Raw genomic sequence first — 26,794 nt, forward strand, 5'->3', positions numbered from 1 at the left:
CAACCATCATGACGACGCGCGTAAACCCCAATTGCCGGCTTGAGGATCAAGGCATCGAGGGGCTGGGCCAAGTGCACTACAACCTTCTCGAGCCCGCGCTGATGACTCAGGCGGTCGCTCGCGGAGAGGGCCGGCTTGGGCTGGGCGGAAGCTTCCTCGTCTCGACCGGTGCCCATACCGGACGGTCGCCCAAGGACAAGTTCGTGGTCCGCTCGGCCTCGGTCGAAGACGCGATCTGGTGGGACAACAACAAGCCCATGGCCCCCGAGGCGTTTGATCTGCTGCACGCCGACATGCTGGCGCACATGAAGGGGCGGGACTACTTCGTGCAGGATCTTTTCGGCGGTGCCGATCCGGAAAACCGTCTGGATGTTCGCGTGGTGACGGAACTGGCGTGGCACGGCCTCTTCATCCGCCACCTGCTGCGCCGCCCCGACGCGTCCGAACTCGCGACCTTCACCCCCGAATTCACGATCATCAACTGCCCCGGCTTCAAGGCCGATCCCGCCCGCCACGGCTGCCGCAGCGAAACCGTAATCGCGATGAACTTCGACAAGAAGCTGATCCTGATCGCAAACACCGCCTATGCCGGCGAGAACAAGAAGTCGGTCTTCACGCTGCTGAACTACCTGCTGCCGGAAAAGGGCATCATGCCGATGCACTGCAGCGCCAACCACGCCCCGGGCAATCCCGACGACAGCGCCGTCTTCTTCGGCCTGTCCGGCACCGGCAAGACGACCTTGTCGGCCGATCCGTCGAGGGTTCTGATCGGCGACGATGAACACGGCTGGTCGGACAGCGGCATCTTCAACTTCGAAGGCGGCTGCTACGCCAAGACGATCAACCTCTCCGCCGAGGCCGAGCCCGAGATCCACGCCACCACTTCACGCTTCGGCACCGTGATCGAGAACATGGTCTTCGACCAGGACAGCCTGGCACTCGACTTCGAGGACAACTCGATCACCGACAACATGCGCTGCGCCTACCCGCTGGAGGCGATCTCGAATGCCTCGGCCACCAGCCTGGGCGGGCATCCCAGGAACGTGATCATGCTGACCTGCGACGCCTATGGCGTCCTGCCGCCGATCGCGCGGCTGACCCCGGCGCAGGCCATGTATCACTTCCTGTCGGGGTTCACCTCCAAGACGCCGGGCACCGAGGTCGGCGTGACCGAGCCGATCCCCACCTTCTCGACCTGCTTCGGCGCTCCCTTCATGCCCCGCCGCCCCGAGGTCTACGGCAAGCTCCTGCAGGAAAAGATCGCCCAGCACGGCGCCAGCTGCTGGCTGGTCAACACCGGCTGGACCGGCGGCGCCTTCGGCACCGGCAAGCGCATGCCGATCGCGGCCACCCGCGCGCTTCTGGCCGCAGCCCTTGACGGCAGCCTGAACGACGTCCAGTTTCGCCGCGACCCGAACTTTGGTTTCGACGTCCCGGTCAGCGTGCCCGGCGTCGACGACCGGCTTCTGGACCCGCGTCAGACCTGGGCCGACCCGGCCGCCTATGATGTGCAGGCCGCGAAGCTGGTGCAGATGTTCTGCGACAACTTCGCCCAGTATCTCGACGGCATTGACGACGAGGTCCGCGCCGCCGCCATCGGCTGAACCTGCTGTCAAACACGAACAAACCCGCGCCAAAGGCGCGGGTTTTTCACGTCGTGTCGGGCGGCCATCGGCCGCCCGTCATTTGGGTCAGCCGATGCGGCCGCCGCCCTGCCTGGTGATGGCCACGACTGCCGGACGTACCGGCATGTCGTCGCGGAAGTCCGGCCAGCGGGTCGACAGATCCTCATAATAGGACGCGCGGCCGTGGCCTTCCCAGTCCTCACCCCCATCGCCGGGATGCTGCACGGCCACGAAGAAGGTGGTCAGGTCCGGCGTGGGGCATGGTCCGCACATCTCGCCGCCGACCGGTACGCGGTAGAACAGCCGCGAGGTGCCGCGCGCGTCGCCCTCGGTATCCACGGCCCACAACCCGTCGGTTCGCCCCGTTTCGCCAGCCGAGTTGCCGTCCGTCGACACCCAAAGGCGCCCGTCAGCGTCAATGGCGCAGTTGTCCGGCATCCCGAACCAGCCGTTCTCGGTCGTCTCGGTCGAGAAGGTCGCCCCGACCTCGGCAATCGACGGATCGCCGCATTTCACCAGGATCTCCCATGTGCCGGACGTCGCGGCCAGGTCGCCGCCATCTTCCTGGATCTCGATGATGTGGCCGAAGGCGTTCTCCACCCGCGGGTTGGCGGCGTTCGCCTCTTCGCGCTTGGTGTTGTTGGTCAGCATCACATAGGCGCGGCCGGTCTCGGGGTTCGGGTCGATGTCCTCGGGGCGGTCCATCGGCGTCGCTTCCAGAAGGTCGGCGGCGCGACGGGTCTCGATCAGCACGTCCGCCTGGCTCTCGAAGCCGTTCTCGGCCGTCAGCGGGCCTTCGCCATGCACCATCGGCAGCCAGGCGACACTGCCATCCTCGTCGAAGCGCGCCACATACAGGGTGCCCTCGTCCAGCAGGTCCATGTTGGCGGCACGATCGTCCGCGTTATATGTCCCGGCTGTCACGAACTTGTAAACATAGTCGAAGCGTTCATCATCGCCCAGGTAGAAGACCACGCGGCCATCCTTGGCGACTGCGCTCGACGCACCTTCGTGCTTGAAGCGGCCAAGCGCGGTGCGCTTCTTGGGGGTCGAGTTCGGGTCCATCACGTCGACCTCGACGATCCAGCCGAAGCGGTTCGGCTCGTTGGGCTCGTCGGCGACATTGAAGCGTTTGTCGAAGAAACCCCACTGATAGGTCCCGCCCGGGATGCCCATCCGCTCATAGTTCGCGACCTCGGGGTGATCCGCGGGCAGCTCGCCGGTGAAATAGCCGTGGATGTTCTCCTCGGCCATGATGTAGGTGCCCCAAGGCGTCACGCCGCCCGCACAGTTGTTGATCGTGCCCAGAACCTTGGTGCCGGTCGCATCGGCCGAAGTCTTCATGCGGTCATGACCGGCAGCGGGGCCGGTCAGCTGCATCTCGGTCTTGGCCGTGATGCGGCGGTTCATCGCGCCGTCCAGGACGGGCTGCCACTTGCCGTCCATCTTGCGGATCTCGATCACCGTGCCGCCATGCGCGGCCATCTCGATGCCCACGCGCTCGGCGGTGGCGTCGGCCACGACCATTTCGCCGTTCTGCATCGTGACGATGCCGGGGAACATCAGGTGTTCGTTGGTGTATTCGTGGTTCACGACCAGCAGGCCGTGATCGTCGGCGCCATCCAGCGGAATGAAGCCCACGAAGTCGTTGTTATAGCCGAACTGGCGCTCCTGCGCGGCCTCGGTCTGTGCGGTGGGGTCGAATTCCGGCGCATCGGCAAAGACCTTGTCACCCCAACGCAGCAGGATGTCGGCATCATAGCCCTCGGCGACGTGATGGTCGGCGTCGACGCCGGCCATCACCTCGGCAAAGTCGAAGGCGCTGCCCGAGGCGCCCTGGGCCTTCGCCTCGCCCGCCGACATCAGCGCCATCGGGCTGACCGTCGCGCTGATCGCCACTGTCGCCATCGATCCGCGCAGGAAGCCGCGGCGCGAGAATCGGGCGGCAATGATCTCGCCCATCGTGCGGTTCTGGGTGGGGTTCAGGCCGGGGCCGTCGGCCTCTTCCAGCTGGGTGGTGCGGAAAACATGGCGGCGTGTGGTGTCGTCCATCGCGTGGCTCCTGTCGGTCGATCCTGATCCGCATGGTGCGGGTCAGGCGACCGGTTAGGCCCGGATCGTGACGGGTGGGCGACAGGATCGTGAAGCTTTCGTGTCGCCCGCTGCGCCTTTCGTCACAGGCCCAGGCAATGCCGCATGATGGCCTTTTGCGCGTGCAAACGGTTTTCCGCCTCGTCGAAGATGACCGAGGCCGGGCCGTCCATCACCTCGCTGGTGACCTCGTCGTCACGATGCGCTGGCAGGCAGTGCATGAACAGCGCATCAGACTTGGCGCGGCCCATCAGGGCTGCGTTGACCTGATAGCTGCGCAGCTGGTTGTGCCGCCGCTCTTTCGCGGATTGCGGATCGTGCATGCTGACCCAGGTGTCGGTGACGACCAGATCGGCCCCCTCGACCGCCTTGAACGGGTCGCGCTCAATGGTAACCGGGCGGCCCATGCCCTCGGCATACTCCAGGCAGGCGCGTTCCGGGTCCAGCGGCGGCGGACCGGTGAAGGTCAGGTCGAATCCGAACTGCCCCGCCGCATGGGCAAAGCTGCAAAAGACGTTGTTGCCGTCGCCCGACCATACCACCTTGCGTCCGGCGATGGGGCCGCGATGTTCCTCGAAAGTCATCACGTCGGCCATGATCTGGCAGGGATGGGTGCGGTTCGTCAGCCCATTGATCACCGGGACGGTGGCGTATTCCGCCATTTCGTGCAGCGTCGCCTCCTCGAATGTGCGGATCATGATCAGGTCCACATAGCGCGACAGCACGCGGGCCGTGTCGGCGATGGTCTCGCCATGGCCCAGCTGCATCTCGGACCCCGACAGGACCATCGTCTGCCCGCCCATCTGGCGCACGCCGACGTCGAAGCTGACGCGGGTGCGGGTCGAGGGCTTCTCGAAGATCAGCGCCACCATGCGGCCCGCCAGCGGCTGCTCGTCATCGGGGGTGCCCTTGGGGCGGCCGTTGCGGGCAGTCTTCATGGCGCGGGCATTGTCGATGATCGACCGCAGCGCGGCCTGGTCGGTCGTATGGATATCCAGGAAATGGGTCATCTGTCTGTCTTTCGGCGATATCTGCCAAGCAAGCCTGCTTGCCGTGGCGGGGTCAAGGGGGCGCGGCCTCCCTCTGCGGGTCTGTGCAAATCGAATGCAGTTATCGTCGGCGCGTCATGACGCGCACCGGCGTGCCGGCACCGTCCCGCAGGACCGCATCGCCTGAAAAGCCCGCCGTCTCATGGGCGCGGATGGCGCGCAGGTTGCGCGGATCGGGATCGATCGCCAGGACCTGCGTCCGTTCCAGCAGCAGATCGCCCAAGGCGCGCAGCCATTCCCCGCCCCGGCCCCTGCCCTCGGGGCTGCCGAAGACGTCGATGGCGACGGCATCGGCGGGCAGGTCCGCGAAATGCGGCGCCGGCCAGTGATGGGCCGGGTAATGCTGCGCATAGCCAAGGGGCAGGTCACCATCCATCGCGATGACCTGCGTCATCGCCGCCTCGTCCAGATCCTCGCGCACCAGGCCCAGCTGATGCTTCGGGTCCGGCCACCAGCGGGCGACCTCTGGCCGTGCCAGCCAAAGGGCCAGCATCGGCAGGTCGCCCGCAATGACGGGCCGGAAGCGGATCTCAGGCAAGGCTGCTGGCAGCGCGGTCCAGCCGCTCCACCGCCTCGGAGATCTCGGCATCCTCGATGTTCAGGGGCGGCAGCAGGCGCAGCGTGTTGTCGCCTGCGGGAACGGTCAGGATATGCTGGGCATAGCAGGCCTTGACCAGGTCGGCCGGCGAGACGCGGCATTTCAGCCCCAGCATCAGCCCCTGACCGCGCACGCCCTCGAAGACGCCCGGATGCGCGGCGATCAACCCCTCCAGCTTCTGGCGGAACAGCGCGCCCTTGCGGTTCACCTCGGCCAGGAAGGCCTCGTCGGCGACGATGTCCATCACACGTGCGCCGACCGCGCAGGCCAGCGGATTGCCGCCATAGGTCGACCCGTGCGTCCCTGCCACCATGCCGGCCGCCGCAGCCTCGGTCGCCAGGACGGCGCCCACGGGGAAGCCGCCGCCGATGCCCTTGGCGACCATCATGATGTCCGGCGTGATGCCCGCGTATTCATGCGCGAACAGCCGTCCCGTGCGGCCCATGCCGCACTGCACCTCGTCCAGGACCAGCAACGTACCGGTCCGGTCGCAGATCTCGCGGATGCGCCGCAGGTCCTGATCGGGCAGCGGACGGATGCCACCCTCGCCCTGCACGGGCTCGATCATGACGGCGGCGGTGCGATCGGTGACGGCAGCCTCCAGCGCGTCGATGTCGCCCCAGGGCAGATGGCGGAAGCCAGGCATCAGCGGGCCGAAGCCCTTGACCATCTTCTCCGCCCCCGATGCCGCGATCGCGCCGGTCGAGCGGCCGTGAAACGCCCCTTCGAAGGTCAGGATCTCGATCCGGTCGGGGTCGCCGGCATGGTCCCAGTACTTGCGGACCATCTTGATCGCCAGCTCTGCCGCCTCAGTGCCCGAATTGGTAAAGAACACGGTGTCGGCAAAGGTCCGGTCGACCAGCAGGGACGCCAGCCGCTCCTGTTCGGGGATCTGGTAGAGGTTCGAGACGTGCCAGATCCGCCCGGCCTGTGCCGTCAGCGCATCGACCAGCGCGGGGTTCGCGTGGCCCAGCACGTTCACGGCGATGCCCGACCCCAGGTCCAGGTATCGGGTTCCGTCCGTCGCGATGGCCCAGGATCCCTCGCCCCGTTCGAAGGACAGGGCTGCGCGGTTATAGGTCGGCAGGACGTGCGAAATCATAGCGGATTCCCCGGATGTCAGGACAGGATGTGAAGGCAGGCAGGATCGGACGGTGACTGTGCGTCAACGTCGGGGACGGGCGGAAAGGGCGGTCCATGCGATCATGTCTGATGCCATAGCGCCTTACGCCCCACCGCGCAATCACGGTTTCATGCGATAGCCGGTTTTCAGCCAGCGCCACGCCACGAACAGCACCACCGCCACGACCGCGGCACAGACCAGCAGGCCGCGCACGACCGGCGCGTCACTGACGCCGGTGACGCCGAAGCGCGCTCCGTCGATCAGATAGAAGATCGGGTTCCAGTGCGACAGCGTGTTGAAGGGCTGTGGCAGCGCCTGCACGGAATAGAACGTGCCCGACAGGAACGACAGCGGCGTGATGACGAAGTTCGTGATCGCCGCCATCTGGTCGAACTTCTGCGCCATGATCCCGGCCAGGATGCCCAGCCCCCCGAGCAGCAACGCCGCCAGCAGCACGAAGACCAGCGCCCAAAGCGGATGCGCGATGCCGCGCCCGGTCACGATCACCATCCCGGTGCCGATGACCGTCGCCACCAGTCCCGCGCGGACCACCGAACCGGTCAGGTATCCGGCCAGCAGCTCTCCCGCCGACAGGGGCGGCATCAGCGTGTCGACGATGTTGCCCTGCACCTTGGCTGCGGTGATGCTGCTCGAGGTGTTGGCGAAGCTGTTCTGGATCACCGTCATCATCAGGATGCCGGGCCCCAGGAAGACCAGATAGGGCAGGCCCATGACCTCTCCCCGTCCCTGCCCCAGGGCCAGCGCGAAGACCAGGACGAACAGGCCCGCCGTCATCAGGGGCGCAAAGATCGTCTGCTGCCAGACCGCCATGAAGCGCATGACCTCTCGGGTCGCCAGGGTCCTCAGGCCAAGCCAGTTGACGCGGCCAAAGCGGCGCACGCCCATCGCGGGACGGTCGGGAATCATCTGGGGGGTCATCTTGCGGTCCTTGAATTTCTGCGCGTCGGCGGCTAAATCTCGGCATCCCGTTTGTGACGGGATCAATCGCAGGTGACAAGATGGGGCGGCACGAAGACCCGCCCGGAAAGGCAGCCATGTCCTGGACGGATGAACGTGTCGAGACGCTGAAGCGGATGTGGTCCGAAGGCCAGTCGGCCAGCGCCATCGCCAAGGAATTGGGTGGCGTCACCCGCAACGCCGTCATCGGCAAGGTCCACCGTCTGGGCCTGTCGAACCGCGCAGAGGAGCCGGAGGCCGCGCCCGAGCCGCAGCCCGCCCCCGAGCCCGTGGCCGAAAAGAAGCCCTCGCGCCCGACCCCCGCGCCGCAACCTGCCGCGCGTCCCGAACCGCAGCCCGAGCCCGAGGCCGAAGAGCCCGAGGAGGTGGCCGCCCAGCCCGCCTTCACGCCCGTCCCGCGCCGCCCGATCGTGCCGGCGGGCCAGCCGCTGCCGCCCCAGCCCTCGGCCAACGAGATCAGCCCCGAGGCACTGGCCTCGGTGCGCGAGGTCGAGAAACGCGCCCGCAAGCTGACGCTGATGGAATTGACCGAGCGGACCTGCAAATGGCCAATCGGCGACCCGGCAACCGACAAGTTCTGGTTCTGCGGCCTGCCCAGCCAGTCCGGCAAACCCTATTGCGAGGCTCATGTCGGCGTGGCGTTCCAGCCGATGTCCTCGCGCCGCGACCGCCGCCGCTGACGCGGGACGGCCTGCGGGCGTGACCGCAGGCCGCTTCACCGGCGGCTGATCGCGACGATCCACAGGATCAGGATTGCGCCGAACAGCTCCAGCACCTCTTCGCTGCGTCCTGCGACTTCGTTCAACTGCTGCGATGTCTCGACCCCCAGTGGCGCCAGCTTCCGACCAAGCCCGTCCAGCGTCTTGGCCATCACGTAAAGCAGCACCGCCGCCAGCATGGCCCAGCTGGTCCCCACGCCCCGCCGCAGGCCGACCAGCCAGGGCCGCAGATCACGTCGCAGCAACCGCTGCACGGCCCAGACCAGCACGACCAGCACCGCCGCCCCGGCCAGCTTCTGCCCCATCGGGTGATCGCCGGTATAGAGGCCCAGGGACAGCACCCCCCGTTCGGTGAACGCCTTGTCCCAGTCGAGCTCGCGCAGGGCCGCTGCCAGGATCAGCACGACCTGGTGCCAGCGCGACGCGTCGCGACGCAGCGCAAGCCAAGCGAAGGACAGCAGCAGGAAGCCTGCGGACAACCGCTCGATGGGTCCGGCTTCGGAAAAGAACGCCTTGGTATCCGAAGGCGCGTGCCACGTGAGGGCCACCGCGATCGGCAGCAGAACGATCAGGACAGGCAGCAGGAGTCGTTTGCCGGGCATTCGGGTTCGACCAGTCATTCGACCATGTAACAGTCCTGCGACAGCACCGACACCGGCCGGGCCTGGCGAATTGCCCTGACGTAGCGTCAGCAAAACCCGCCCACCGCTGTTGTCCGGCGCACTTTCCATCGCTCGCCAAGGCGGCTAGACAGTCGCCGACCCCGAAAGGACGCATGCCATGGCCCGCCATCTGATCACCTCTGCCCTGCCCTATATCAACGGCATCAAGCATCTGGGAAACCTTGTCGGGTCCCAGCTGCCGGCCGACCTTTATGCGCGCTATCTGCGGGCGCGGGGCCACGAAGTGATGTTCATCTGCGCCACCGACGAACACGGCACGCCTGCCGAACTGGCCGCCGCCAAGACGGGCGAGGCCGTTGCCGACTATTGCGCGCGGATGCATGGCGAACAGGCGGCGCTGGCGAAGGGGTTCGGGCTGTCCTTCGACCATTACGGCCGGTCCTCCAGCGATCGCAACCGGGTGCTGACCCAGCATTTCGCGGGTCGTCTGGCCGACCAGGGGTTCATCCGCGAAGTGTCGGAACGTCAGGTCTATTCCAAGGCCGACGGCCGCTTCCTGCCCGACCGCTATATCGAAGGCACCTGTCCCAATTGCGGCTATGACAAGGCGCGCGGCGACCAGTGCGAGAACTGCACCAAGCAGCTTGATCCGACCGACCTGATCGACCCGCGCAGCGCCATCAGCGGATCGACCGACCTGGAGGTGCGGGAAACCAAGCACCTCTACCTGCGGCAGTCCGCGTTGAAGGGTCAGATCGCCGACTGGATCGACAGCAAGACCGACTGGCCGATCCTGACCACCTCGATCGCGAAGAAGTGGCTGAACGACGGCGACGGCCTGCAGGACCGCGGCATCACGCGCGACCTGGACTGGGGTGTGCCTGTGAAGCGCGGCGACCAGGACTGGCCGGGGATGGAGGGCAAGGTCTTCTATGTCTGGTTCGACGCGCCCATCGAATACATCGGCGCGACCGCGGAATGGGCCGACGCCACGGGCGCCGACGATGCCGCCTGGCGCCGGTGGTGGCGTACCGACGAAGGCGCGGACGACGTGACCTATACGCAGTTCATGGGCAAGGACAATGTGCCCTTCCACACCCTGTCCTTCCCGGCCACGCTGATCGGCTCGGCCGAGCCGTGGAAGATGGTCGATTACATCAAGTCGTTCAACTACCTCACCTATCAGGGCGGGCAGTTCAGCACCTCCCAGGGGCGCGGCGTCTTCATGGATCATGCGCTGGAGATCCTGCCGGCGGATTACTGGCGCTGGTGGCTGCTGTCGCACGCCCCCGAATCCGGCGACAGCGAATTCACGTGGGAGAACTTCCAGCAGTCGGTGAACAAGGATCTGGCGGACGTGCTGGGCAACTTCGTCAGCCGCATCACCAAGTTCTGCCGGTCGAAGTTCGGCGAAACCGTTCCCGAAGGCCCCGCCTATGGCCCCGAGGAGCAGGCACTGATCCAGTCGCTGACGACCCGCATCCGCGCCTATGAGGGCAATATGGCCGCGATGGAGGTCCGCAAGGCCGCGGCCGAGCTGCGCGCGATCTGGGTGCTGGGCAACGAATACCTGCAGTCGGCGGCGCCCTGGTCGGTCTTCAAGACCGATCCCGACCGGGCGGCGATGCAGGTGCGGATGGGCCTGAACCTGATCCGCCTTTATGCGATCCTGTCGCAGCCCTTCATCCCCTTCGCCTCGGCCGCGATGCAGCAGGCGATGGATGCCGATGCCGAATGGCCCGACGATGTCGCGGCCGCGCTGGATGCGCTGCCCGCAGGCCATGGCTTCACCGTCCCCGACGTGCTGTTCGCCAAGATCAGCGATGAGAACCGCGCCGAGTGGGAAGAACGCTTCAGCGGCACCCGCGCCTGAGGCGTCGCAATTCGGCAACAGTTCCGGTTGCGGGGGCCAGGGCACTTGCCCCCCGCCGGCTGCCAGCCTAATCCCGACAGAATTACCCAGGCAACCGGCTGATCCCTCTGGCTGTGCTCCCAGGCAGGAAATTCCTTTCTTTCCCGGAGCACGACATGCCTGTCCTGATCAAACCGCGCCGGTTGGCCGGCCGCGCCGCCCTTCTGTCACTGACCGCCCTGACCGGGCCTGCCTTTGCGCAAGAGGCCGAGCCGATCGCGCTTGAGGAAATCGTCGTCAGCGCCTCGGGGTTCGAACAGAACATCGCCGACGCCCCCGCCAGCATCTCGGTCATCTCGGGCGAGGAACTTCAGCGCCGCAACATCACCGACCTGACGGATGCGCTGCGCGGCGTCCAGGGCGTCGTCACCACCGGCATCGCCAACGAACAGGACATCTATATCCGGGGCCTGCCCGGCCAGTACACGCTGATCCTTGTGGACGGCAAGCGCCAGAACACGCGCGACGCCCGCACCAACGGCAGCTCCGGTTACGAGCAGAGCTTCATCCCGCCCGCCAGCGCCATCGACCGGATCGAAATCGTGCGCGGTCCGATGTCCTCGCTCTATGGTTCGGACGCAATGGGCGGGGTCATCAACATCATCACGAAGCGGGTCAGCGATACATGGACCGGGTCGGTGTCGGTCGAGACGACACTGCAGGACAGCGAAGGCTTCGAGAACAGCCGCCAGACGTCGTTCTATACTTCGGGTCCGCTGGTCGCCGACAGGCTTGGCCTGCAGATATGGGGCCGCAAGTTCGACCAGGACGGATCGGCAATCCCCTCCGGACCGGCGGGGTCGGACGATTACGATTTGGGCGCGCGCCTGACCTGGATGATCGACGACCGGAACGAGATCCGTGCCGAGGCCGGTCGCACGCGCATCACCAGCGAGGAATACGGCACCGAGGCCTATCGCGACCACCTGCGCGACCACTGGTCGCTGACGCACAACGGCCACTATGGCGCCATGGAGACCGAGCTGGCCCTGTCGCAAGAGATCGGCGAGCGCAAGTCCTTCGGCCCCAGCGAGGACACCGGCGAGATCGTCGAGGACATCCGCTCACCCGAGGTGCGCAACCTGGTCTTGGATGCCAAGGCGACAATGCCCTTCGACTGGCGGGGCCGCCACCAGCTGACCTTCGGCGGGCAGTTCCGCCGCACGACGATCAACGACCAGAACCCCGGGGCGCAGGCCGACCTGGAGCCGGAGGACCGCTTCGACGAGAAGCTGTCGCTGGACGAATGGGCGGTCTTCGCCGAGGACGAATGGCGCCTGCGCGACGACTTCGCGCTGACACTGGGGACGCGTTTCAGCGACCACGAATACTATGGCGGCCAGGTCACGCCCCGCATCTATGGCGTCTGGGACGCGACGACGGCCCTGACCATCAAGGGCGGGATCTCGACAGGCTATCGCGCGCCGGACATTCGCACGATCACGCCGGGCTATGCCTACACGACCGGCGGCGGCAGGTGCCGGTCGGTCGTCGAGGACGACGGCACCCCGCGCGCCCCCAGCTGTGGCGTGATCCTGGGCAACGGCAATCTTGACCCCGAGGAGACCGTCAACGTCGAGATCGGCGGCATATATGACGGCGGCACCTACAGCCTGGGCGCCACGGCCTTCCACACACGCTTCAAGAACAAGCTGAAGCAGATCCGCACGGACGAGAAATGGACCGATGGCCCGCGCTATGAGGCCGATGACGGGGCCTTCTACTACTACGACATCTTCCGCAACTTCAACGTGGACAGGGCCGAGATCACTGGCCTCGAGCTGACCGGCGACTGGGATGTCACGTCCTCGGTTTCGCTGCGGGCCAGCTATACCTATACCGATTCGGAACAGAAGACCGGCGATTTCGCGGGCTTTCCTCTGGCGCGCACCCCCGAGCACATGGCCAGCCTGCAGCTGGACTGGATGACGCCGGTACAGGGGCTGGATGCTTGGGCAACAGCAACCTATCATGGCAGCGAGATCGCCTCGGGGCTGCGGATCGGCGACAACGGGCGCGAAATCGAGATCAACGGCCAGACCGGGCGCAAGTACGGCGCCTATGGCACTGTCGATCTGGGCATGAACTATGCCCTGACCGACACCGCCACGGTCAATGTGGCGGTCTACAACCTCTTCGACAAGGAGATCCGCGAAAGCGAGTTCAACACGGTCGAGGAAGGCCGCAGGCTCTGGCTGGGCCTGACCGCCGAATTCTGACGCCGGGCGCCCGGCCGGTGGACTTCCCCCGGCCGGGCGCGTTTACTCGGGCCTGATCCGCAACCGGAGATCCCGATGACCCACTGCATCCTGATCGGAGCCCCCGTCGACGAGGGGCAGCGCCGCCCCGGCTGCCTGATGGGCCCCGCCGCCTATCGCACCGCCGGCCTTGCCGGCACCCTGACCGCCCTCGGCCACAGCGTCGAGGACCGCGGCGACGTCACCCCCGCCGCGAAGGGCGGGGAGACCTGCGACAACGCTGCCGTTCACCACCTGCCCGAGACCATCGCCTGGACCCGCGCCCTGTCGGCCGCGACGGCGGCGGCGCTGCCCCACGGCATGCCGATCATCATGGGCGGCGATCATTCGCTGGCGCTTGGCACGGTCGCAGGGGTCGCGGCCCATGCGGCGACGCAGGGCCGGCAGCAGTTCGTGATCTGGCTGGACGCGCACAGCGATTTCCACACTGTCGCCAGCACCACCTCGGGGAACCTGCACGGCACGCCCATGGCCTATGCCAGCGGCCTTGCGGGCTTTGACCCGTTCCCGCCCTTCCCGGCCCCCATTCCCGGCGAGAACATCTGCATGTTCGGCATTCGCAGCGTCGATCCCGCCGAACTGGCTGCGATGCAGCCGACCGAGATCACCGTGAATGACATGCGGGTGCTGGACGAACAGGGCATCGTCGCGCCACTGCGCGCCTTCCTGGACCGCGTCAGGGCGGCTGATGGCCTGCTGCATGTCAGCCTGGACGTGGATTTCCTCGACCCGTCCATCGCGCCCGCGGTCGGCACCACCGTACCTGGCGGCGCCACCTTCCGCGAGGCCCATCTGGTGATGGAGCTTCTGCACGAATCGGATCTGGTGACCTCGCTCGACCTCGTGGAACTGAACCCGTTCCTCGACGAACGGGGCCGCACGGCCAAGCTGATGGTCGATCTGGTCGGCAGCCTGATGGGCCGCAAGGTCTTCGACCGCCCGACCCGCAGCTATGGCTGACCTGTCCTCTGCGGGCGGAGTTTTGCAGCGCTTACGCATGGTCGGGCTTGCCGCCACCCGCGCCACCTGCGATATGCTGGACCGGTCACGCGGACGTGGCGAAATCGGTAGACGCAGCAGACTTTGACAATTGGAGTGCCCGTGCGGGAAACCGTCGGTGCAGAACCGCTCAAATTCGGGGAAAGCTCTGGGTTCGCCCGTGCCGATCCCGAGCCAAGCCCCGGCCCGCCGGGGAAGGTGTAGAGACTAGACGGGCGGCGCCTAAGGCCAGCGGCTAGGGCGAAGGGATAGTCCAGACCACGAACGGGCCAGCCCGGCGGCGAAAGCCGAAGTGGTACGAAAATCTGTTTTCCGTATGGAAGTGCGGGTTCAAGTCCCGCCGTCCGCACCATGCCCCACGGGCGGCCTCAGCGCCGCCCACCGGCCAGGCCCGCCGCCTGCGGCAGTCCGCGTAGTCGAAGCATGGCCCATGCCCCGACGGCCGGACCCGGCACCAGCGCCAGGAACGCCCACCGCCACCCGCCAAGCATGGTCGCGACATGCGGCATCATCCAGATCGCCAGCACCGTCAGCGCGAAACCAAGCGCCAGTTGCAGCGTCAACGCCGTGCCGACCAGGTGGCGATCCGACAGCTCTGTCACGGCGGCCGAGAACTGCGCACTGTCGCCGATGATGCTGATGCCCCAGACCACCGCGATCAGCGCCAGCAGCCATCCCGGACCGCCCCAAGAGAGCCCGATCAGCGCCGCGCAGATCCCTGACACTGCCATCATGCCGGTCGTCGTCCAGCACCGCCCGATGCGGTCCGACAACCAGCCGCCAAGCGCGCAGCCGAAGACGCCCGACGCGATGGCCAGGAAGGTCAGGACCGAGGCGTTGACCGGCAACGACCCCGCCTGCCCCGCGGCCAGGGCAAAGGTCAGGAACCACGCCCACATCGCATAGAGTTCCCACATGTGGCCCAAGTATCCGACCGTGGCTAGGCGCAGCGGCGGGTCGCCCAGCACCCGCAGCGTCTGGCGCGGATCGAAGGTGGCCCGCGCGAACCCATGCGGCCCCTCGGCCACGGCACGTCCGAAGATCGCCGCCGAACTGAGCGCGCCGATGCTGGTCCCAGCGACAACGATGCGCCAGTCGAGCTCGCCGCCAAGCGCCCGCAGCAGATGCGGCATCGCCGACCCCAACGTCAGCGCACCGACCAGCAGGCCCATCGCCAGACCGCGCCCGGTCACGAACCACGTCGCCATCAGCTTCAGCGCCGGGGGATAGACCCCTGCCAGCGCCACGCCGGTCACCAGCCGCGCCAGCAGCAGGCCGCCGAAATCGGGCTGCAGCAGCACGGCCGCATTGGCTGCGGCAGCCAGCAGGGCGGATGCTGTGATCAGCCGCGTCATCGGCAGGATGTCGGGCAGGTTGACCGCCGACGACGCCAGCGCCCCCAGGACAAAGCCGATCTGCACCGCATTCGTCAGCCACCCCGCCTGCGCCGGTGACAGCTGCCAGACGCGCGCCAGATCAGGGCCGATGGCGGTGGTGGAAAACCAGCAGGCCATGGCGCCGATGACGCCGGCGCAGATCAGCGCCAGCGCCCTCCAGCGTCCGGCGGCCGGGGCCGTCAGGTCTCGACCTGCTGCGGCTCGCGCGGCGGGCGGCCGATGATGTCGCGCAGCGCGTCCAGTTCGATGAAGTTGTCGGCCTGGCGCCGCAGGTCGTCCGCGATCATCGGCGGCTGGCTGCGGATGGTCGACACGACCGACACGCGCACGCCCTGCCGCTGCAGCGCCTCGACCAGTGGGCGGAAGTCGCCGTCGCCGGAAAACAGCACCGCGTGGTCAAGATGCGGCGCAAGCTCCATGGCGTTCACCGTCAGCTCGATGTCCATGTTGCCCTTGATCTTGCGACGTCCGGCCGTGTCCGTATATTCGCGGGCCGCCTTGGTGATCACGCAGAAGCCGTTGTAATGCAACCAATCCACCAGCGGGCGGATGGGCGAATATTCCTCGCCCTCGACCAGAGCGGTATAGTAGTAAGCCCGCATCAGTTTGCCACGGCGGTCAAACTCCTGGCGCAACAGCTTATAGTCGATGTCGAAGCCAAGCGCCTTCGACGCCGCATATAAGTTGGCGCCGTCAATGAAGATCGCCAATCTGTCGTCTTTGTAAAACATCTGTGTTGCCTTTGTCGGAGTTCTTCTTGCAAGGCGAGGCAGAATGCCAGGGTGAGGGGCCCGCGCGACCTGTCCGGTGCCTTGCAACTGTATTATAGAGGAGAAAGAGTTGGTTAAGCTGTCTTTTGGTATCGTTGCATTGGGCGCCAACCTTCCTCTGTCGCAGCAGGACCCAAGGGGGACCCTGCAGGCGGCCCTCGATATTCTGCATAGTGTCCCCGGCATTTCAATATCCGCGCTCAGCCGGTTCTGGCGGACTCCTGCCGTTCCTGCGGGCAGCGGCCCCGATTATGTCAACGCCGTGGCGACGACCCGCACCGACCTGACAGCTGACGAGACGCTGGCCTGCCTGCACCGGATCGAGGCCCGGCTTGGCCGCGACAGGTCTGGCGGGCGCTGGTCGGCGCGGGTGCTGGACCTGGACCTGATCGCGATGGACGACCTGGTCCTGCCAGATGTCGACCACCTGCGGCAGTGGATCGACCTGGACTTCGCCGCGCAGCAGACGCTGACCCCGGACCGCCTGATCCTGCCGCATCCGCGCCTGCAGGACCGCGGCTTCGTCCTCGCCCCGCTGGCCGAGATCGCGCCGCAATGGCGGCACCCGCTGACCGGCCGTACCGTGGCCCAGATGCTGACGGAGTTGGGTCCCAAAGCTCTGGCAGGCATGGCGCCACTGCCTGCTGCGGACCTTGACATTCGGCGCCCAAGCGAACACTAGTCCGTTTTCGCCCCGAATGTCCGATTCGCAACTGCACAGGTGATCCATGGCCCGCGTAACGGTTGAAGACTGCGTCGACAAGGTTCCCAACCGCTTTGATCTGGTGATGCTCGCCTCGCATCGCGCCCGCGAGATCACGGCCGGCAGCGCGCCGACCGTCGACCGCGACAACGACAAGAACCCGGTGGTTGCCCTGCGCGAAATTGCCGAGGAAACCCAGCCCGTGGACGAGCTGCGCGAGCGGATGATCGAATCCACCCAGACCCAAATCGAGGTCGACGAGCCCGAGGAAGACGCGATGGCGCTGCTTCTGGGCGCCGAGGTGGACCGCCCCAAGCCCGCCGACGAGGAATCCGAGGAACGGATGCTGCGCATGATGCTGGAAGCCAACCAGCGCGGCTGATCCTTTTCGCAGGCAACGAACAGAGGTCTTCGGCAGCATCATGATCGACGTCGAGGACCTTCTGGCGCTGGTGCGGAACTATAACCCGCGCAGCAACGCGACCCTGATCCGCGATGCCTACGAATACGGCATGCGGATGCACGAGGGGCAGTTCCGCCACTCCGGAGAGCCCTACTTCACCCACCCCATCGCCGTCGCCGCCATCCTGACCGAAATGCGGCTGGACGACGCGACCATCGTGACGGCCCTTCTGCACGACACGATCGAGGACACGCGATCGACCAAGGACGAGGTCTCGGCCATGTTCGGCGCCGAGATCGCCGATCTGGTCGATGGCGTCACCAAGCTGACCAATCTGGAACTGTCCAGCGCGCAGTCCAAGCAGGCCGAGAACTTCCGCAAGCTGTTCATGGCGATGTCGCGCGACATGCGGGTGATCCTGGTCAAGCTGGCCGACCGGCTGCACAACATGCGCACGATCCGGTCGATGCGCCCCGAAAAGCAGGTCAAGAAGGCCCGCGAGACGATGGACATCTATGCGCCGCTGGCCGGTCGCATGGGCATGCAGTGGATGCGCGAAGAGCTTGAGGATCTGGCCTTCAAGGTCATCAACCCCGAGGCCCGCAGCTCGATCATCCGCCGCTTCGTCAGCCTGCAGAAGGACAGCGGCGACATCATCGGCCAAATCACCGCCGACATCCGCGCCGAGCTGGAAAAAGAAGGCATCGACGCCGACGTCTTCGGCCGCGCAAAGAAGCCCTTCAGCGTCTGGCGCAAGATGCAGGAAAAGCAGCTGGCGTTTTCGCGGCTTTCCGACATCTACGGCTTTCGCATCATCACCCGGACCGAGATGGACTGCTATCGCGCGCTCGGCGTGATCCATCATCGCTGGCGGGCTGTGCCGGGACGGTTCAAGGACTATATCAGCCAGCCCAAGTCGAACGGCTATCGGTCGATCCACACCACCGTGTCGGGCCGCGACGGCAAGCGGGTCGAGGTGCAGATCCGCACCCGCCAGATGCACGAGGTGGCCGAAGCCGGCGTCGCCGCACACTGGGCCTATCGCGACGGCGTGCGGACCAGGAACCCTTTCGCGGTCGATCCCGCGGAATGGATTACGCAGCTGACCGACCGCTTCGACACCGAGGATCACAACGAGTTCCTGGAACACGTCAAGCTCGAGATGTACCAGGACCAGGTCTTCTGCTTCACACCCAAGGGTGACGTGATGCAGCTGCCGCGCGGCGCGACGCCCATCGATTTCGCCTATGCGATCCACACGCGGCTGGGGAATTCCTGTGTCGGCGCCAAGATCGACGGCATCCGCGTGCCGCTGTGGACGCGGCTGAAGAACGGCCAGTCGGTGGACATCATCGCGGCCTCTGGTCAGCGTCCGCAATCGACATGGCTGGACATCGTCGTGACCGGCCGCGCCAAGGCCGCCATCCGGCGGTCCCTGCGCGAGGAGGACCGCGACCGCTTCATCAGGCTGGGCCGCGAACTGGTGCGCGTCAGCTTCGAACATGTCGGCCGCAAGGTGACCGACAAGGCGCTGCGGACGGCTGCCAAGCAGATGGGCCTGCCCTCTGCCGAGGAATTGCTGGCCCGGATCGGCAGCGCCGAGAATTCCGCCAAAGAGGTGCTGAACGTCCTCTATCCCGAACTGGCCGACCACCAGGACGAGATCGACGGCAAGCGTCCCTTCGCGGGCCTCGAGGCCGACGCGAACTTCAAGCGTGCCCCCTGCTGCAACCCGCTGCCGGGCGAACGCATCGTCGGCATCACCTATCGCGGGTCGGGCGTCGTGATCCACGCCATCGACTGCCCCGTCCTGGCCGAGTTTGAGGACAGCCCCGACCGATGGGTGGACATCCAGTGGCGAGACGGGCGCCACCCGGCGGCCTATTCCACTGTGCTCAACCTGACGATCCGCCATGACGCCGGTGTGCTGGGTCGCATCTGCACCTTGATCGGCGCGCAAGGGGCGAATATTTCGAACCTTGAATTCATTGCAAGGAAGCCGGACTTCTACCGGATCGAAATCGAGGTCGAACTGCGTGACCAGGAACATCTGCACAACCTGCTGACCGCGCTCGAGGCGGAAAGCGATGTCGCCCAGGTGTCCCGCGTCCGGGACCCGGCGCTGAAACCCTGACGGGCGATACAGCCCGCAGTCACAACCGCATCGGGTGCCCTTCGTGTTCAAGCGCCGTAAACCCCGCAGCTACGGCCAGATGGCCAGCGAGATGATCTATCCGCGCGGGGGCTGGCGACGCGCCGGAACCTATGTCGTTCACCGGCTGCGCCGCCTCCCCGACCAGCCGCACCGGATCGGACGCGGCGTGGCGGCAGGGGTCTTCGTCTCGTTCACGCCGCTCTTCGGGTTTCACTTCCTGTCGGCGGCGGCGGTCGCCTGGCTGATCGGCGGCAACATCCTGGCGGCGCTTCTGGCAACCTTCGTCGGCAATCCGGTGACGCTGCCCTTCATCGCGCTGGTCTCGGTGGGACTGGGGCGCCACATCCTGGGCCTGAAAGGAGAACTGTCGCCGAACTTCATCTTCCGCGAATTCACCCAGGCCACGAGCGAGCTGTGGCACAACGTCCAGTCGGTCTTCGGCCCCGAGGTGGCGCATTGGGTCAGGCTTCAGGACTTTTTCTGGCAGATCTTCTGGCCCTATGTGGTCGGCGGCACGATCCTGGGCCTGGTCGTGTCCATCGCGACCCATTACCTGACGGTGCCGGTCTTCCTGGCCTATCAGCGCCGGCGGGAAAAGCAGATGGCGACCCGGATCGCCCGCGCCTCGGACCGTCTGGCCGAGCTGGCGCGCGCACGGGCGGCACGCGACGCCCCTCCGCCCGACAAAGGTCAATAACCCTTTGCGCGGTCCACCAGATTCATGACCGGGCGGCCCGACATGGCGCGGCGCAGGTTCTCGGCCGCGACGGGGGCGGCGGTCTCGGGGCGCGTCTCGGCCGCGATATGCGGCGTGACGGTGACGCCCGGATGCGCCCAGAACGAATGACCCGCCGGCAGCGGCTCGGTCCGCAGGACGTCCAGCACGGCATGACCCGGCCGCCCCCGGTCCAGCGCCTCCAGCAGGGCCTGATCGTCGATCAGGGTCCCGCGGCCTGGGTTGATGACCCAAGCGCCCTGGGGCAGCATCGCCAACCGTTTCGCATCCAGCAGGTTGCGCGTGCCAGGGGTGTCGGGCAGCAGGCAGATCAGGATCGACGCCTGCGCCAGCACCGGGTCCAGATCGGCCAGCGGATGGACCGTGACGCCCTGGACTGGGCGCCCCGATGCGCTGACGCCGGTGACGGGAAAGCCGATGCCGCGCAACATGGCTGCGGTCGCCCGCCCCAATTCCCCCATGCCGAGGATCGTTACCGTTCGATCGGTCGCCAAGGGCGGCGACAGCTCGTTCCGCCAGACCCCGTCCTGGGCATAGCGGTCCATTCCCAGATGCGCCCGCATCGCCCAGCCCGTGCAGTATTCGGCCATGCCCTGCGCCAGCCCCGGATCGACCATCCGCGCCAGCGGCTGGGTCAGCGTGTCGTTGGTCACGATCCGCTCGACCCCTGCCCAGAGGCTCTGGACCAGCCGGACGTTGCGATAGGGGGCAAAGTCGGTGATGTCGCCGCCTGGGGCATAGATGATCGCGTCGAAGCTGGCGGGATCGCCGTCGCGGGACAGCCAAGCCTCGGGCAGCGTTGCGCGCAGGACAGGCGCCCATCTGCTCCAGGCCTCATCGCTGGCGGAAAACCGGATCTGCATGGGGTCACCTCGGCCTGTGGACATGGGCGGCCTGCACCAGGCCGAACCCCAGCATCAGGATCATCAGCGACGTCCCCCCATAGCTGACCAGCGGCAGGGGCGAACCCTTGGCGGGCAGAAGACCCATCACGGTCGCCATGTTGATCGAGAAGTACAGGAAGAACGTCCCGCTGATCCCGATGGTAATCAGGCTGGCAAAGCGGTCGCGGTTCGACAGCGCCGAATAGAGGCAGAACCCCACGATCAGCATGTAGAGCGTCAGGAGCGAGAAGGCCCCGATGAACCCGAATTCCTCGGACAGGACGGTAAAGATGAAGTCGGTGTGCTTTTCGGGCAAGAAGTTCAGCCGCGACTGCGTCCCCTGCATGAAGCCGCGCCCCGACCATCCGCCGGAGCCAAGGGCGATCTGGCTCTGGATGATGTTGTAGCCCGCCCCCAGCGGGTCGGCGCTTGGGTCGAGGAAGGTGTCGATGCGGCGGAACTGATAGTCCTTCAAGAGCTGCCAGTCGGTGCCGCGGCTTTTCATGACCGCGGCCACCAGGCCCACGCCGGCGGCGATGACCGCCCCGAAATACCAAAGCGACACGCCGGCCGCGAACATCACGATCCCGCCGCCGGCGATTAGCATGATCGAGGTCCCGAGGTCCGGCTGCATCAGCACGAGCGCCGTCGGCGCCAGGATCAGCACGACCGGGATCAGCACCCAGATCGGTCGCGACACACGGCGCAGGTCCAGCCAGTCGTAATAGGCCGCCAGCAGCAGGACCAGCGCGATCTTCATCAACTCGGACGGCTGGACACGCACCGGCCCGATGTCGATCCAGCGCTGCGCGCCCATGCCGATGGTGCCGAACAGGTCCACCGCGACCAGCATCAGGAAGCAGACCACATAGGCCGCGACCGAGATCCCGCGCCAGAACCACATCGGCACGAAGGCCAGCCCCAGCATGATCACCATGCCGACGGCAAAGCGATACATCTGCGGCTCGGCCCATGTTTCTAGCACGCCGCCCGCGACGGAGTAGAGCATCAGGAACCCGATGCAGCAGACCGCCACGACCAGCACGACCAGCGGCCAGTTGATATAGAGGATCTTGCGAAACCCGGTCGGGACCTGCGCCACCTGGTAATCGAGATAGGACATTGGTCAGGCCCTGCTGCGGCCCGGGCGCGGCGGCTCGGGCGTGTAGAGCTGCATGGCCTCGTGGCGGGCCTCCATCGCGGCGCGCTGGTCAGACGGGACGGCATCGGGCGGCGGCAGCCCGCCGTTCAACGCGAACAGCAGGATGTCACGCGCGATGGGCGCAGCCACGGCCGATCCGCCACCGCCGTGTTCCACCACCACCGACACCGCATAGCGCGGCGCCTCGATCGGTGCATAGCAGACGAACAACGCGTGGTCGCGACGCTCCCACGGCAGCTGGTCGTTCGAGATGACGCCCCGCGCCCGTTCGGCGGCCGTGATGTTGCGCACCTGGCTGGTGCCGGTCTTGCCTGCCATGCGCCAATCCTCGCGCGCGATGCGGGAATTGCGGGCCGTGCCGCGGGCGCTGTTCATGACCGCGTCCATCCCCGCCCGCGCGACGCGCAGAGAGCTTTCGGCAATATCCAGCGGCGGATAGTCCGGCACCGGCTGGCGGACGCCGTCGATGGACCGGATCAGCTGCGGATCGACCCGCCGCCCCGAGGCGATGCGTGCGGTCATCACCGCCAGCTGCAGTGGCGAGGCCAGCACATAACCCTGCCCGATCGACGCGTTCAGGCTGTCGCCGATCTGCCAGGACTGCCCGTAACGCGCCTGCTTCCATTCGCGGTCCGGCGCGATGCCTTCGGCCACGGCCGACATCGGCAGGTCGTGGCGCGTCCCCAGCCCCAGCTTGCGCGCCATCTCGGCGATCCGGTCGATGCCGACGCGCTGCGCCAGTTCATAATAATAGACGTCGCAGCTTTCCTCGAGGCTTTTCACCGCATCGACCGTCCCGTGCCCGCCGCGCCGCCAGCAGTGGAAGCGCCGGGTGCCCAGCTCGGTATAGCCGGGGCAGAAGTAACGGCTGCCGGCGTCGATGACACCGGCCTCCAGCCCCGCCAGAAGCGTCACCATCTTGAAGGTCGATCCCGGCGGATAGACGCCCTGCACCGTCTTGTCGGCCAAAGGGCGGTGGTCATGATCCATCAGCGCCCGGTAATCGGCGCTGGAGATCCCGCGCACGAACTTGTTCGGATCGAAGCTGGGGGACGAGCAGATCGAGGCCAGCTCTCCGGTCTGGCAATCGATGACGACGGCCGCGGCGCTTTCCTCGCCCATGCGCTGCGCTGCATAATTCTGCAGCGCAGCGTCGGCGGTCAGCTGGACGGCCGCGCCCTGTTCGCCCTCTTGCCGGGACAGCTGGCGCATTTCTCGGCCGGTGCTGTTCACCTCGACCCGGCGGGCACCGGCCTTGCCGCGCAGCACCTCCTCCAGCCGACCCTCGACGCCGATCTTGCCCAACTGGAAGTCGGGCAGCAGCAGGACGGGCTCCGGGTCCTCGATCTTGGACAGGTCATAGTCGCTGACAGGACCGACATAGCCCATGACATGGGCGAAATCGCCGGCGCGCGGGTAGGCGCGCGACAGCGCCGATTCCGGCGTCACACCGGGCAGCGAGGGGGCGTTGACCGCGATGGCGCTGAACTCCTCCCAGCTCAGCCGGTCGGCAAGGACGATCGGCGTGATGGCCGAGCGCCTGGAAAACTCTTCCAGAAGTTCGTCGATGCGGCTTTCGGGCATCGGAACCAGCTGCGCCAGTCGGCGCAGGACCGGCTCGACGTCGCCCCCCGCCTCCTCTCGGGTCAGGGTCACGCGATAGTTCTGTTCGTTGCCCGCGATGATCAGGCCGTTGCGATCCAGGATCAACCCGCGCGCCGGCGGCAGCAGCCGGATCTTGATCGAGTTGCCATCAGCCAGCGTGCGATATTCCTCGGCGTGATCCAGCTGCATCGAGCGCAGCTTCAGCGCCAGAGTCGTCACGGTGGCGATCTGGATGCCCGCCAGCATCAAGCCGCGCCGGGTGATGCGGCGATTGCTGTCGACGATGTCGCGCTGCGTCTTCTTCATGTCGCCCTCGTCATGCCGTTCGGCCGGTTTCGCCGTGCCTGATCCTGCGCAGGCCGATCAGCCAGCGCGCCAGGAAGATCACGACGGGATAGGCGGCCACGGTCGCCAGGTATTGCAGGATCACCTGCCCAAGCGCCGCAACGGGCAGCATGAACAGCGCCTGGGTGACCCTGTAACCCAGCATCATCAGCCCGATCAGAACGCCGATCCCGATCCATTCAACCATGAATGGCTGGTCGCGCCAACGGGGCTCGCGCAATCGTGCCGCCTCGGACCCGATCAGGACGATCGCCGTCCAAAGGCCCAAGGGGCGCATCAGCATGACATCCTCGACCAGGACGGCCAGCACGATCACGGGCGCCGACAGCTGATCGGGCCGGCGCAATACCCAGGCCAGGATCAGCGCCAAGCCCATGTCTGGCCCCGGCCAGCCCATGAAACCCTGCGTCAGCGGCAGAAGCCGCAGGAACAGCAGCGCCCAGGCCGCGAACAGGAAAACCAGCGTGCCCAGCACGAAGCTGCGGGTCGGCAGCTGGATCATGGCGCTGTGCCGGGGTTCAACGCGTCGGTGGCGGATGCCGCCGCGACCGGAGACTCGGGCAGCCGGGGCCCGATGAAGCCCTCGCTGCCGCGGCGGATGACGGCATCGCTGTCGACGACCGCCTCGGCCGGGTGGGAACGCAGGACACGCAGGAACTCCAGCCGTTCATAATCGGCCGCCATGCGCAGCCGCATCCGGCCGTCGCCGCCCTGCACCACCTGCCCCACCAGAAGCCCCGCCGGAAACACCCCGCCATCGCCCGAACTGACCACGCGGTCGCCCGGCCGCACGTTGTCGCCCGACTCGATGAACTCCAGCAGCGGCAGGGGCGTGTTGTCGCCGGTCAGCAGCGCGCGTTCGCCGGTCGGCTGGATGGTCACCGGCAGGCGCGATGACGGGTCGGTCAGCAGCACGACGCGGCTGATCCGCTGACCGACGCCGGCGATCCGGCCGACAAGGCCCAGCCCGTCCATCGTGGCCCAGCCCTCGACGATACCGTCACGCGCGCCAACGTTCAGCAGGACCGACTGGCGGAAAGCCGAACCGCTGTCGACCAGCACGACCCCGGTCACGCTGGTCAGCGCCGGGTCGATGCGGACATTGTTCAGCGCCAGCAGCTTGGAGTTCTCCTGCTCCAGCTGGACGGCGGCTTCCTTCCAGGCGGTCATGCGCTGCAGTTCGCGGCGCAGTTCCTGGTTCTGTTCGTAAAGCCGCGCGTAGCTCTGGAAGCCCGACACCATCTGCGACACCTGCGTCACCGGCACCAGTGCCCATTCGAACCGCGGCACGATCCGGTCGATCAGCGCGGTGCGCATCATCTCGGCCCGCGGGCTGTCGATGCGCCAGAACAGGAACAACGCCAGAAGCGCCAGCGCCAGAAGCGCGATCAGGACGCGCCGGACGGGGGTTGCGAAATCGGGGCCATTGCGCGCCATTCTGGCGGCCCTCCGGACGGTCGGATCAGCTGTCGTAGTCGATGACGTGGCGCAGCTGCTTTTCGAATTCCAGCGCCTTGCCGGTGCCGAGCGCGACGCAGCTCATCGGCTGGTCGGCCAGGCTGATCGACAGGCCCGTCTGCTCGCGCAGCGCCAGGTCCAGCTCACCCAGCATCGCGCCGCCGCCGGTCAGCATCACGCCACGGTCCACGATGTCGGCGGCCAGGTCAGGGGGCGTCGCTTCCAGCGCGACCATCACGGCCTCGCAGATGGCCTGCACAGGCTCGGCCAGCGCCTCGGCGACCATCGCCTGGCTGATCTCGATCTCCTTCGGGATGCCGTTCAGCAGGTCGCGTCCGCGCACCATCAGCGTCGCCCCGCGCCCGTCGTCGGGCATCCGGGCGGTGCCGATGCTGGTCTTGATGCGTTCGGCGGTGCTGTCGCCGATCAGCATGTTCTGGTTGCGGCGCAGATAGTTGATGATCGCCTCATCCATGCGGTCGCCGCCGATGCGGACGGACCGGGCATAGACCACGTCACCAAGCGACAGCACCGCAACCTCGGTCGTGCCGCCGCCGATGTCGACGACCATGCTGCCGGTGGGTTCGGTGATGGGCATGCCGGCGCCGATGGCGGCCGCGATAGGTTCGGCGATCAGGCCCGCCTTGCGGGCGCCGGCCGACAGGACCGACTGGCGGATTGCGCGCTTTTCAACGGGTGTCGCGCCGTGCGGCACGCAGACGATGATCTTCGGCTTGCTGAAGGTCGTGCGCTTGAACACCTTCTTGATGAAGTGCTTGATCATCTGCTCGGCGCTGTCGAAGTCGGCGATGACGCCCTCGCGCATCGGGCGGATCGCCTCGATGCTGCCGGGCGTGCGGCCCAGCATCAGCTTCGCATCCTCGCCCACGGCCAGCACCTGCCGCTTGCCGTCCTTGACGTGGTAGGCCACGACCGACGGCTCGTTGAGGATGATCCCCTTGCCCTTGACATAGATCAGCGTGTTCGCCGTCCCGAGGTCGATTGCGATGTCGGTCGAAAACAAACCGCCGAATGCCATGCCCGTATCCTTTCGCGCCGGTTTCTCCGGCCTACCCTGTTCTGAGGTCCCGCAAGGGCCATTCGCCCTGAATCGCCCGTGCAGGCGTGGCCCCGTATAAGGCCACGCGCGGCACCGGAAAAGCCCCATGCGCGTGTTGATTGCGCGATGACGGCTTCTTGC

Annotated in this window: 23 protein-coding genes; 9 read left to right on the forward strand and 14 right to left on the reverse strand. The window is 66.7% G+C overall.

Annotation, left to right across the window (positions count from 1 at the left end):
* Positions 1–8: 8 nt before the first annotated feature.
* The gene (locus tag OC184_RS01220; protein ID WP_265505357.1) at positions 9–1,604 is read left to right on the forward strand and encodes a phosphoenolpyruvate carboxykinase; all 1,596 of its coding nucleotides are present in this window, start codon (positions 9–11) and stop codon (positions 1,602–1,604) included.
* A gap of 87 nt (positions 1,605–1,691) precedes the next feature.
* Here the strand turns inward: OC184_RS01220 and OC184_RS01225 are convergent, their stop codons facing one another.
* The 5 genes from OC184_RS01225 to OC184_RS01245 form a co-directional block, all read right to left on the reverse strand.
* Positions 1,692–3,677, reverse strand: a complete 1,986-nt coding sequence (locus OC184_RS01225) for a PhoX family protein (protein WP_265505358.1) — start codon at positions 3,675–3,677, stop codon at positions 1,692–1,694.
* 122 nt (positions 3,678–3,799) lie between these two features.
* Positions 3,800–4,726, reverse strand: coding sequence for an ornithine carbamoyltransferase (argF, locus tag OC184_RS01230; protein WP_265505359.1), 927 nt, complete (start codon positions 4,724–4,726; stop codon positions 3,800–3,802).
* Positions 4,727–4,826: 100 nt separating this feature from the next.
* Entirely contained in the window at positions 4,827–5,303 is a 477-nt protein-coding gene (locus OC184_RS01235; protein ID WP_265505360.1) for a GNAT family N-acetyltransferase, read from the reverse strand.
* Positions 5,296–6,465, reverse strand: coding sequence for an aspartate aminotransferase family protein (locus tag OC184_RS01240; RefSeq protein ID WP_265505361.1), 1,170 nt, complete (start codon positions 6,463–6,465; stop codon positions 5,296–5,298). The genes OC184_RS01235 and OC184_RS01240 overlap by 8 nt, the downstream gene beginning before the upstream one ends.
* Positions 6,466–6,606: 141 nt before the next feature.
* Positions 6,607–7,425 (reverse strand): ABC transporter permease, encoded by an 819-nt coding sequence (locus OC184_RS01245; RefSeq protein ID WP_265505362.1) that lies wholly within the window; start codon positions 7,423–7,425, stop codon positions 6,607–6,609.
* 116 nt (positions 7,426–7,541) lie between these two features.
* Between OC184_RS01245 and OC184_RS01250 the strand changes: the two genes are divergently transcribed.
* Positions 7,542–8,144 (forward strand): GcrA family cell cycle regulator, encoded by a 603-nt coding sequence (locus OC184_RS01250; protein ID WP_265505516.1) that lies wholly within the window; start codon positions 7,542–7,544, stop codon positions 8,142–8,144.
* Between the two features lie 35 nt (positions 8,145–8,179).
* Here the strand turns inward: OC184_RS01250 and OC184_RS01255 are convergent, their stop codons facing one another.
* A complete protein-coding gene (locus tag OC184_RS01255; RefSeq protein WP_265505363.1) occupies positions 8,180–8,785 on the reverse strand; it encodes a hypothetical protein in 606 nt (201 codons plus the stop codon).
* Between the two features lie 178 nt (positions 8,786–8,963).
* Here OC184_RS01255 and metG point away from each other — a divergent pair, with 178 nt between their 5' ends.
* From metG to rocF, 3 genes are all read left to right on the forward strand, one after another.
* Positions 8,964–10,679, forward strand: coding sequence for a methionine--tRNA ligase (gene metG / locus OC184_RS01260; RefSeq protein ID WP_265505364.1), 1,716 nt, complete (start codon positions 8,964–8,966; stop codon positions 10,677–10,679).
* A 155-nt stretch (positions 10,680–10,834) separates the two neighbouring features.
* Positions 10,835–12,937: a TonB-dependent receptor domain-containing protein gene (locus OC184_RS01265; protein ID WP_265505365.1), complete on the forward strand. Its 2,103-nt coding sequence runs from the start codon at positions 10,835–10,837 to the stop codon at positions 12,935–12,937.
* Between the two features lie 75 nt (positions 12,938–13,012).
* Positions 13,013–13,936: an arginase gene (gene rocF / locus OC184_RS01270; RefSeq protein ID WP_265505366.1), complete on the forward strand. Its 924-nt coding sequence runs from the start codon at positions 13,013–13,015 to the stop codon at positions 13,934–13,936.
* A gap of 407 nt (positions 13,937–14,343) precedes the next feature.
* Here rocF and OC184_RS01275 read toward each other — a convergent pair whose 3' ends face one another.
* Both OC184_RS01275 and OC184_RS01280 read right to left on the reverse strand, forming a co-directional pair.
* Entirely contained in the window at positions 14,344–15,555 is a 1,212-nt protein-coding gene (locus OC184_RS01275) for an MFS transporter (protein ID WP_265505517.1), read from the reverse strand.
* Positions 15,552–16,103: a LabA-like NYN domain-containing protein gene (locus OC184_RS01280; protein WP_265505367.1), complete on the reverse strand. Its 552-nt coding sequence runs from the start codon at positions 16,101–16,103 to the stop codon at positions 15,552–15,554. The genes OC184_RS01275 and OC184_RS01280 overlap by 4 nt, the downstream gene beginning before the upstream one ends.
* A gap of 76 nt (positions 16,104–16,179) precedes the next feature.
* Here OC184_RS01280 and folK point away from each other — a divergent pair, with 76 nt between their 5' ends.
* Genes folK through OC184_RS01300 form a run of 4 tightly spaced genes read left to right on the forward strand, consistent with a single transcriptional unit; the run spans position 16,180 to position 20,100 of the window.
* The gene (gene folK / locus OC184_RS01285; protein WP_322630164.1) at positions 16,180–16,824 is read left to right on the forward strand and encodes a 2-amino-4-hydroxy-6-hydroxymethyldihydropteridine diphosphokinase; all 645 of its coding nucleotides are present in this window, start codon (positions 16,180–16,182) and stop codon (positions 16,822–16,824) included.
* A gap of 46 nt (positions 16,825–16,870) precedes the next feature.
* On the forward strand, positions 16,871–17,227 hold the full coding sequence (gene rpoZ / locus OC184_RS01290; RefSeq protein WP_265505369.1) for a DNA-directed RNA polymerase subunit omega: 357 nt from the start codon (positions 16,871–16,873) through the stop codon (positions 17,225–17,227).
* A 40-nt stretch (positions 17,228–17,267) separates the two neighbouring features.
* Positions 17,268–19,382, forward strand: a complete 2,115-nt coding sequence (locus OC184_RS01295; RefSeq protein ID WP_265505370.1) for a RelA/SpoT family protein — start codon at positions 17,268–17,270, stop codon at positions 19,380–19,382.
* A gap of 43 nt (positions 19,383–19,425) precedes the next feature.
* Entirely contained in the window at positions 19,426–20,100 is a 675-nt protein-coding gene (locus OC184_RS01300; RefSeq protein ID WP_265505371.1) for a DUF2062 domain-containing protein, read from the forward strand.
* Here the strand turns inward: OC184_RS01300 and OC184_RS01305 are convergent.
* The 6 genes from OC184_RS01305 to OC184_RS01330 are packed head-to-tail and all read right to left on the reverse strand — an operon-like array spanning position 20,094 to position 26,632.
* Positions 20,094–21,002 carry a 2-hydroxyacid dehydrogenase gene (locus OC184_RS01305; protein ID WP_265505372.1) on the reverse strand — a complete coding sequence of 303 codons (909 nt, stop codon included), beginning with the start codon at positions 21,000–21,002 and terminating at the stop codon, positions 20,094–20,096. The genes OC184_RS01300 and OC184_RS01305 overlap by 7 nt on opposite strands.
* Positions 21,003–21,006: 4 nt before the next feature.
* Positions 21,007–22,146, reverse strand: coding sequence for a rod shape-determining protein RodA (gene rodA, locus OC184_RS01310; protein ID WP_265505373.1), 1,140 nt, complete (start codon positions 22,144–22,146; stop codon positions 21,007–21,009).
* Positions 22,147–22,149: 3 nt separating this feature from the next.
* Positions 22,150–24,096, reverse strand: coding sequence for a penicillin-binding protein 2 (mrdA, locus tag OC184_RS01315; RefSeq protein ID WP_265505374.1), 1,947 nt, complete (start codon positions 24,094–24,096; stop codon positions 22,150–22,152).
* 10 nt (positions 24,097–24,106) lie between these two features.
* Positions 24,107–24,637, reverse strand: coding sequence for a rod shape-determining protein MreD (locus OC184_RS01320; RefSeq protein WP_265505375.1), 531 nt, complete (start codon positions 24,635–24,637; stop codon positions 24,107–24,109).
* Positions 24,634–25,572, reverse strand: coding sequence for a rod shape-determining protein MreC (mreC, locus tag OC184_RS01325; RefSeq protein WP_265505376.1), 939 nt, complete (start codon positions 25,570–25,572; stop codon positions 24,634–24,636). The genes OC184_RS01320 and mreC overlap by 4 nt, the downstream gene beginning before the upstream one ends.
* A 25-nt stretch (positions 25,573–25,597) precedes the next feature.
* Positions 25,598–26,632 (reverse strand): rod shape-determining protein, encoded by a 1,035-nt coding sequence (locus OC184_RS01330; RefSeq protein WP_265505377.1) that lies wholly within the window; start codon positions 26,630–26,632, stop codon positions 25,598–25,600.
* Positions 26,633–26,794: the final 162 nt, after the last annotated feature.

It is taken from the genome of Paracoccus rhizosphaerae, from assembly GCF_026162645.1.
Classification (GTDB): Bacteria; Pseudomonadota; Alphaproteobacteria; order Rhodobacterales; family Rhodobacteraceae; genus Paracoccus; species Paracoccus rhizosphaerae.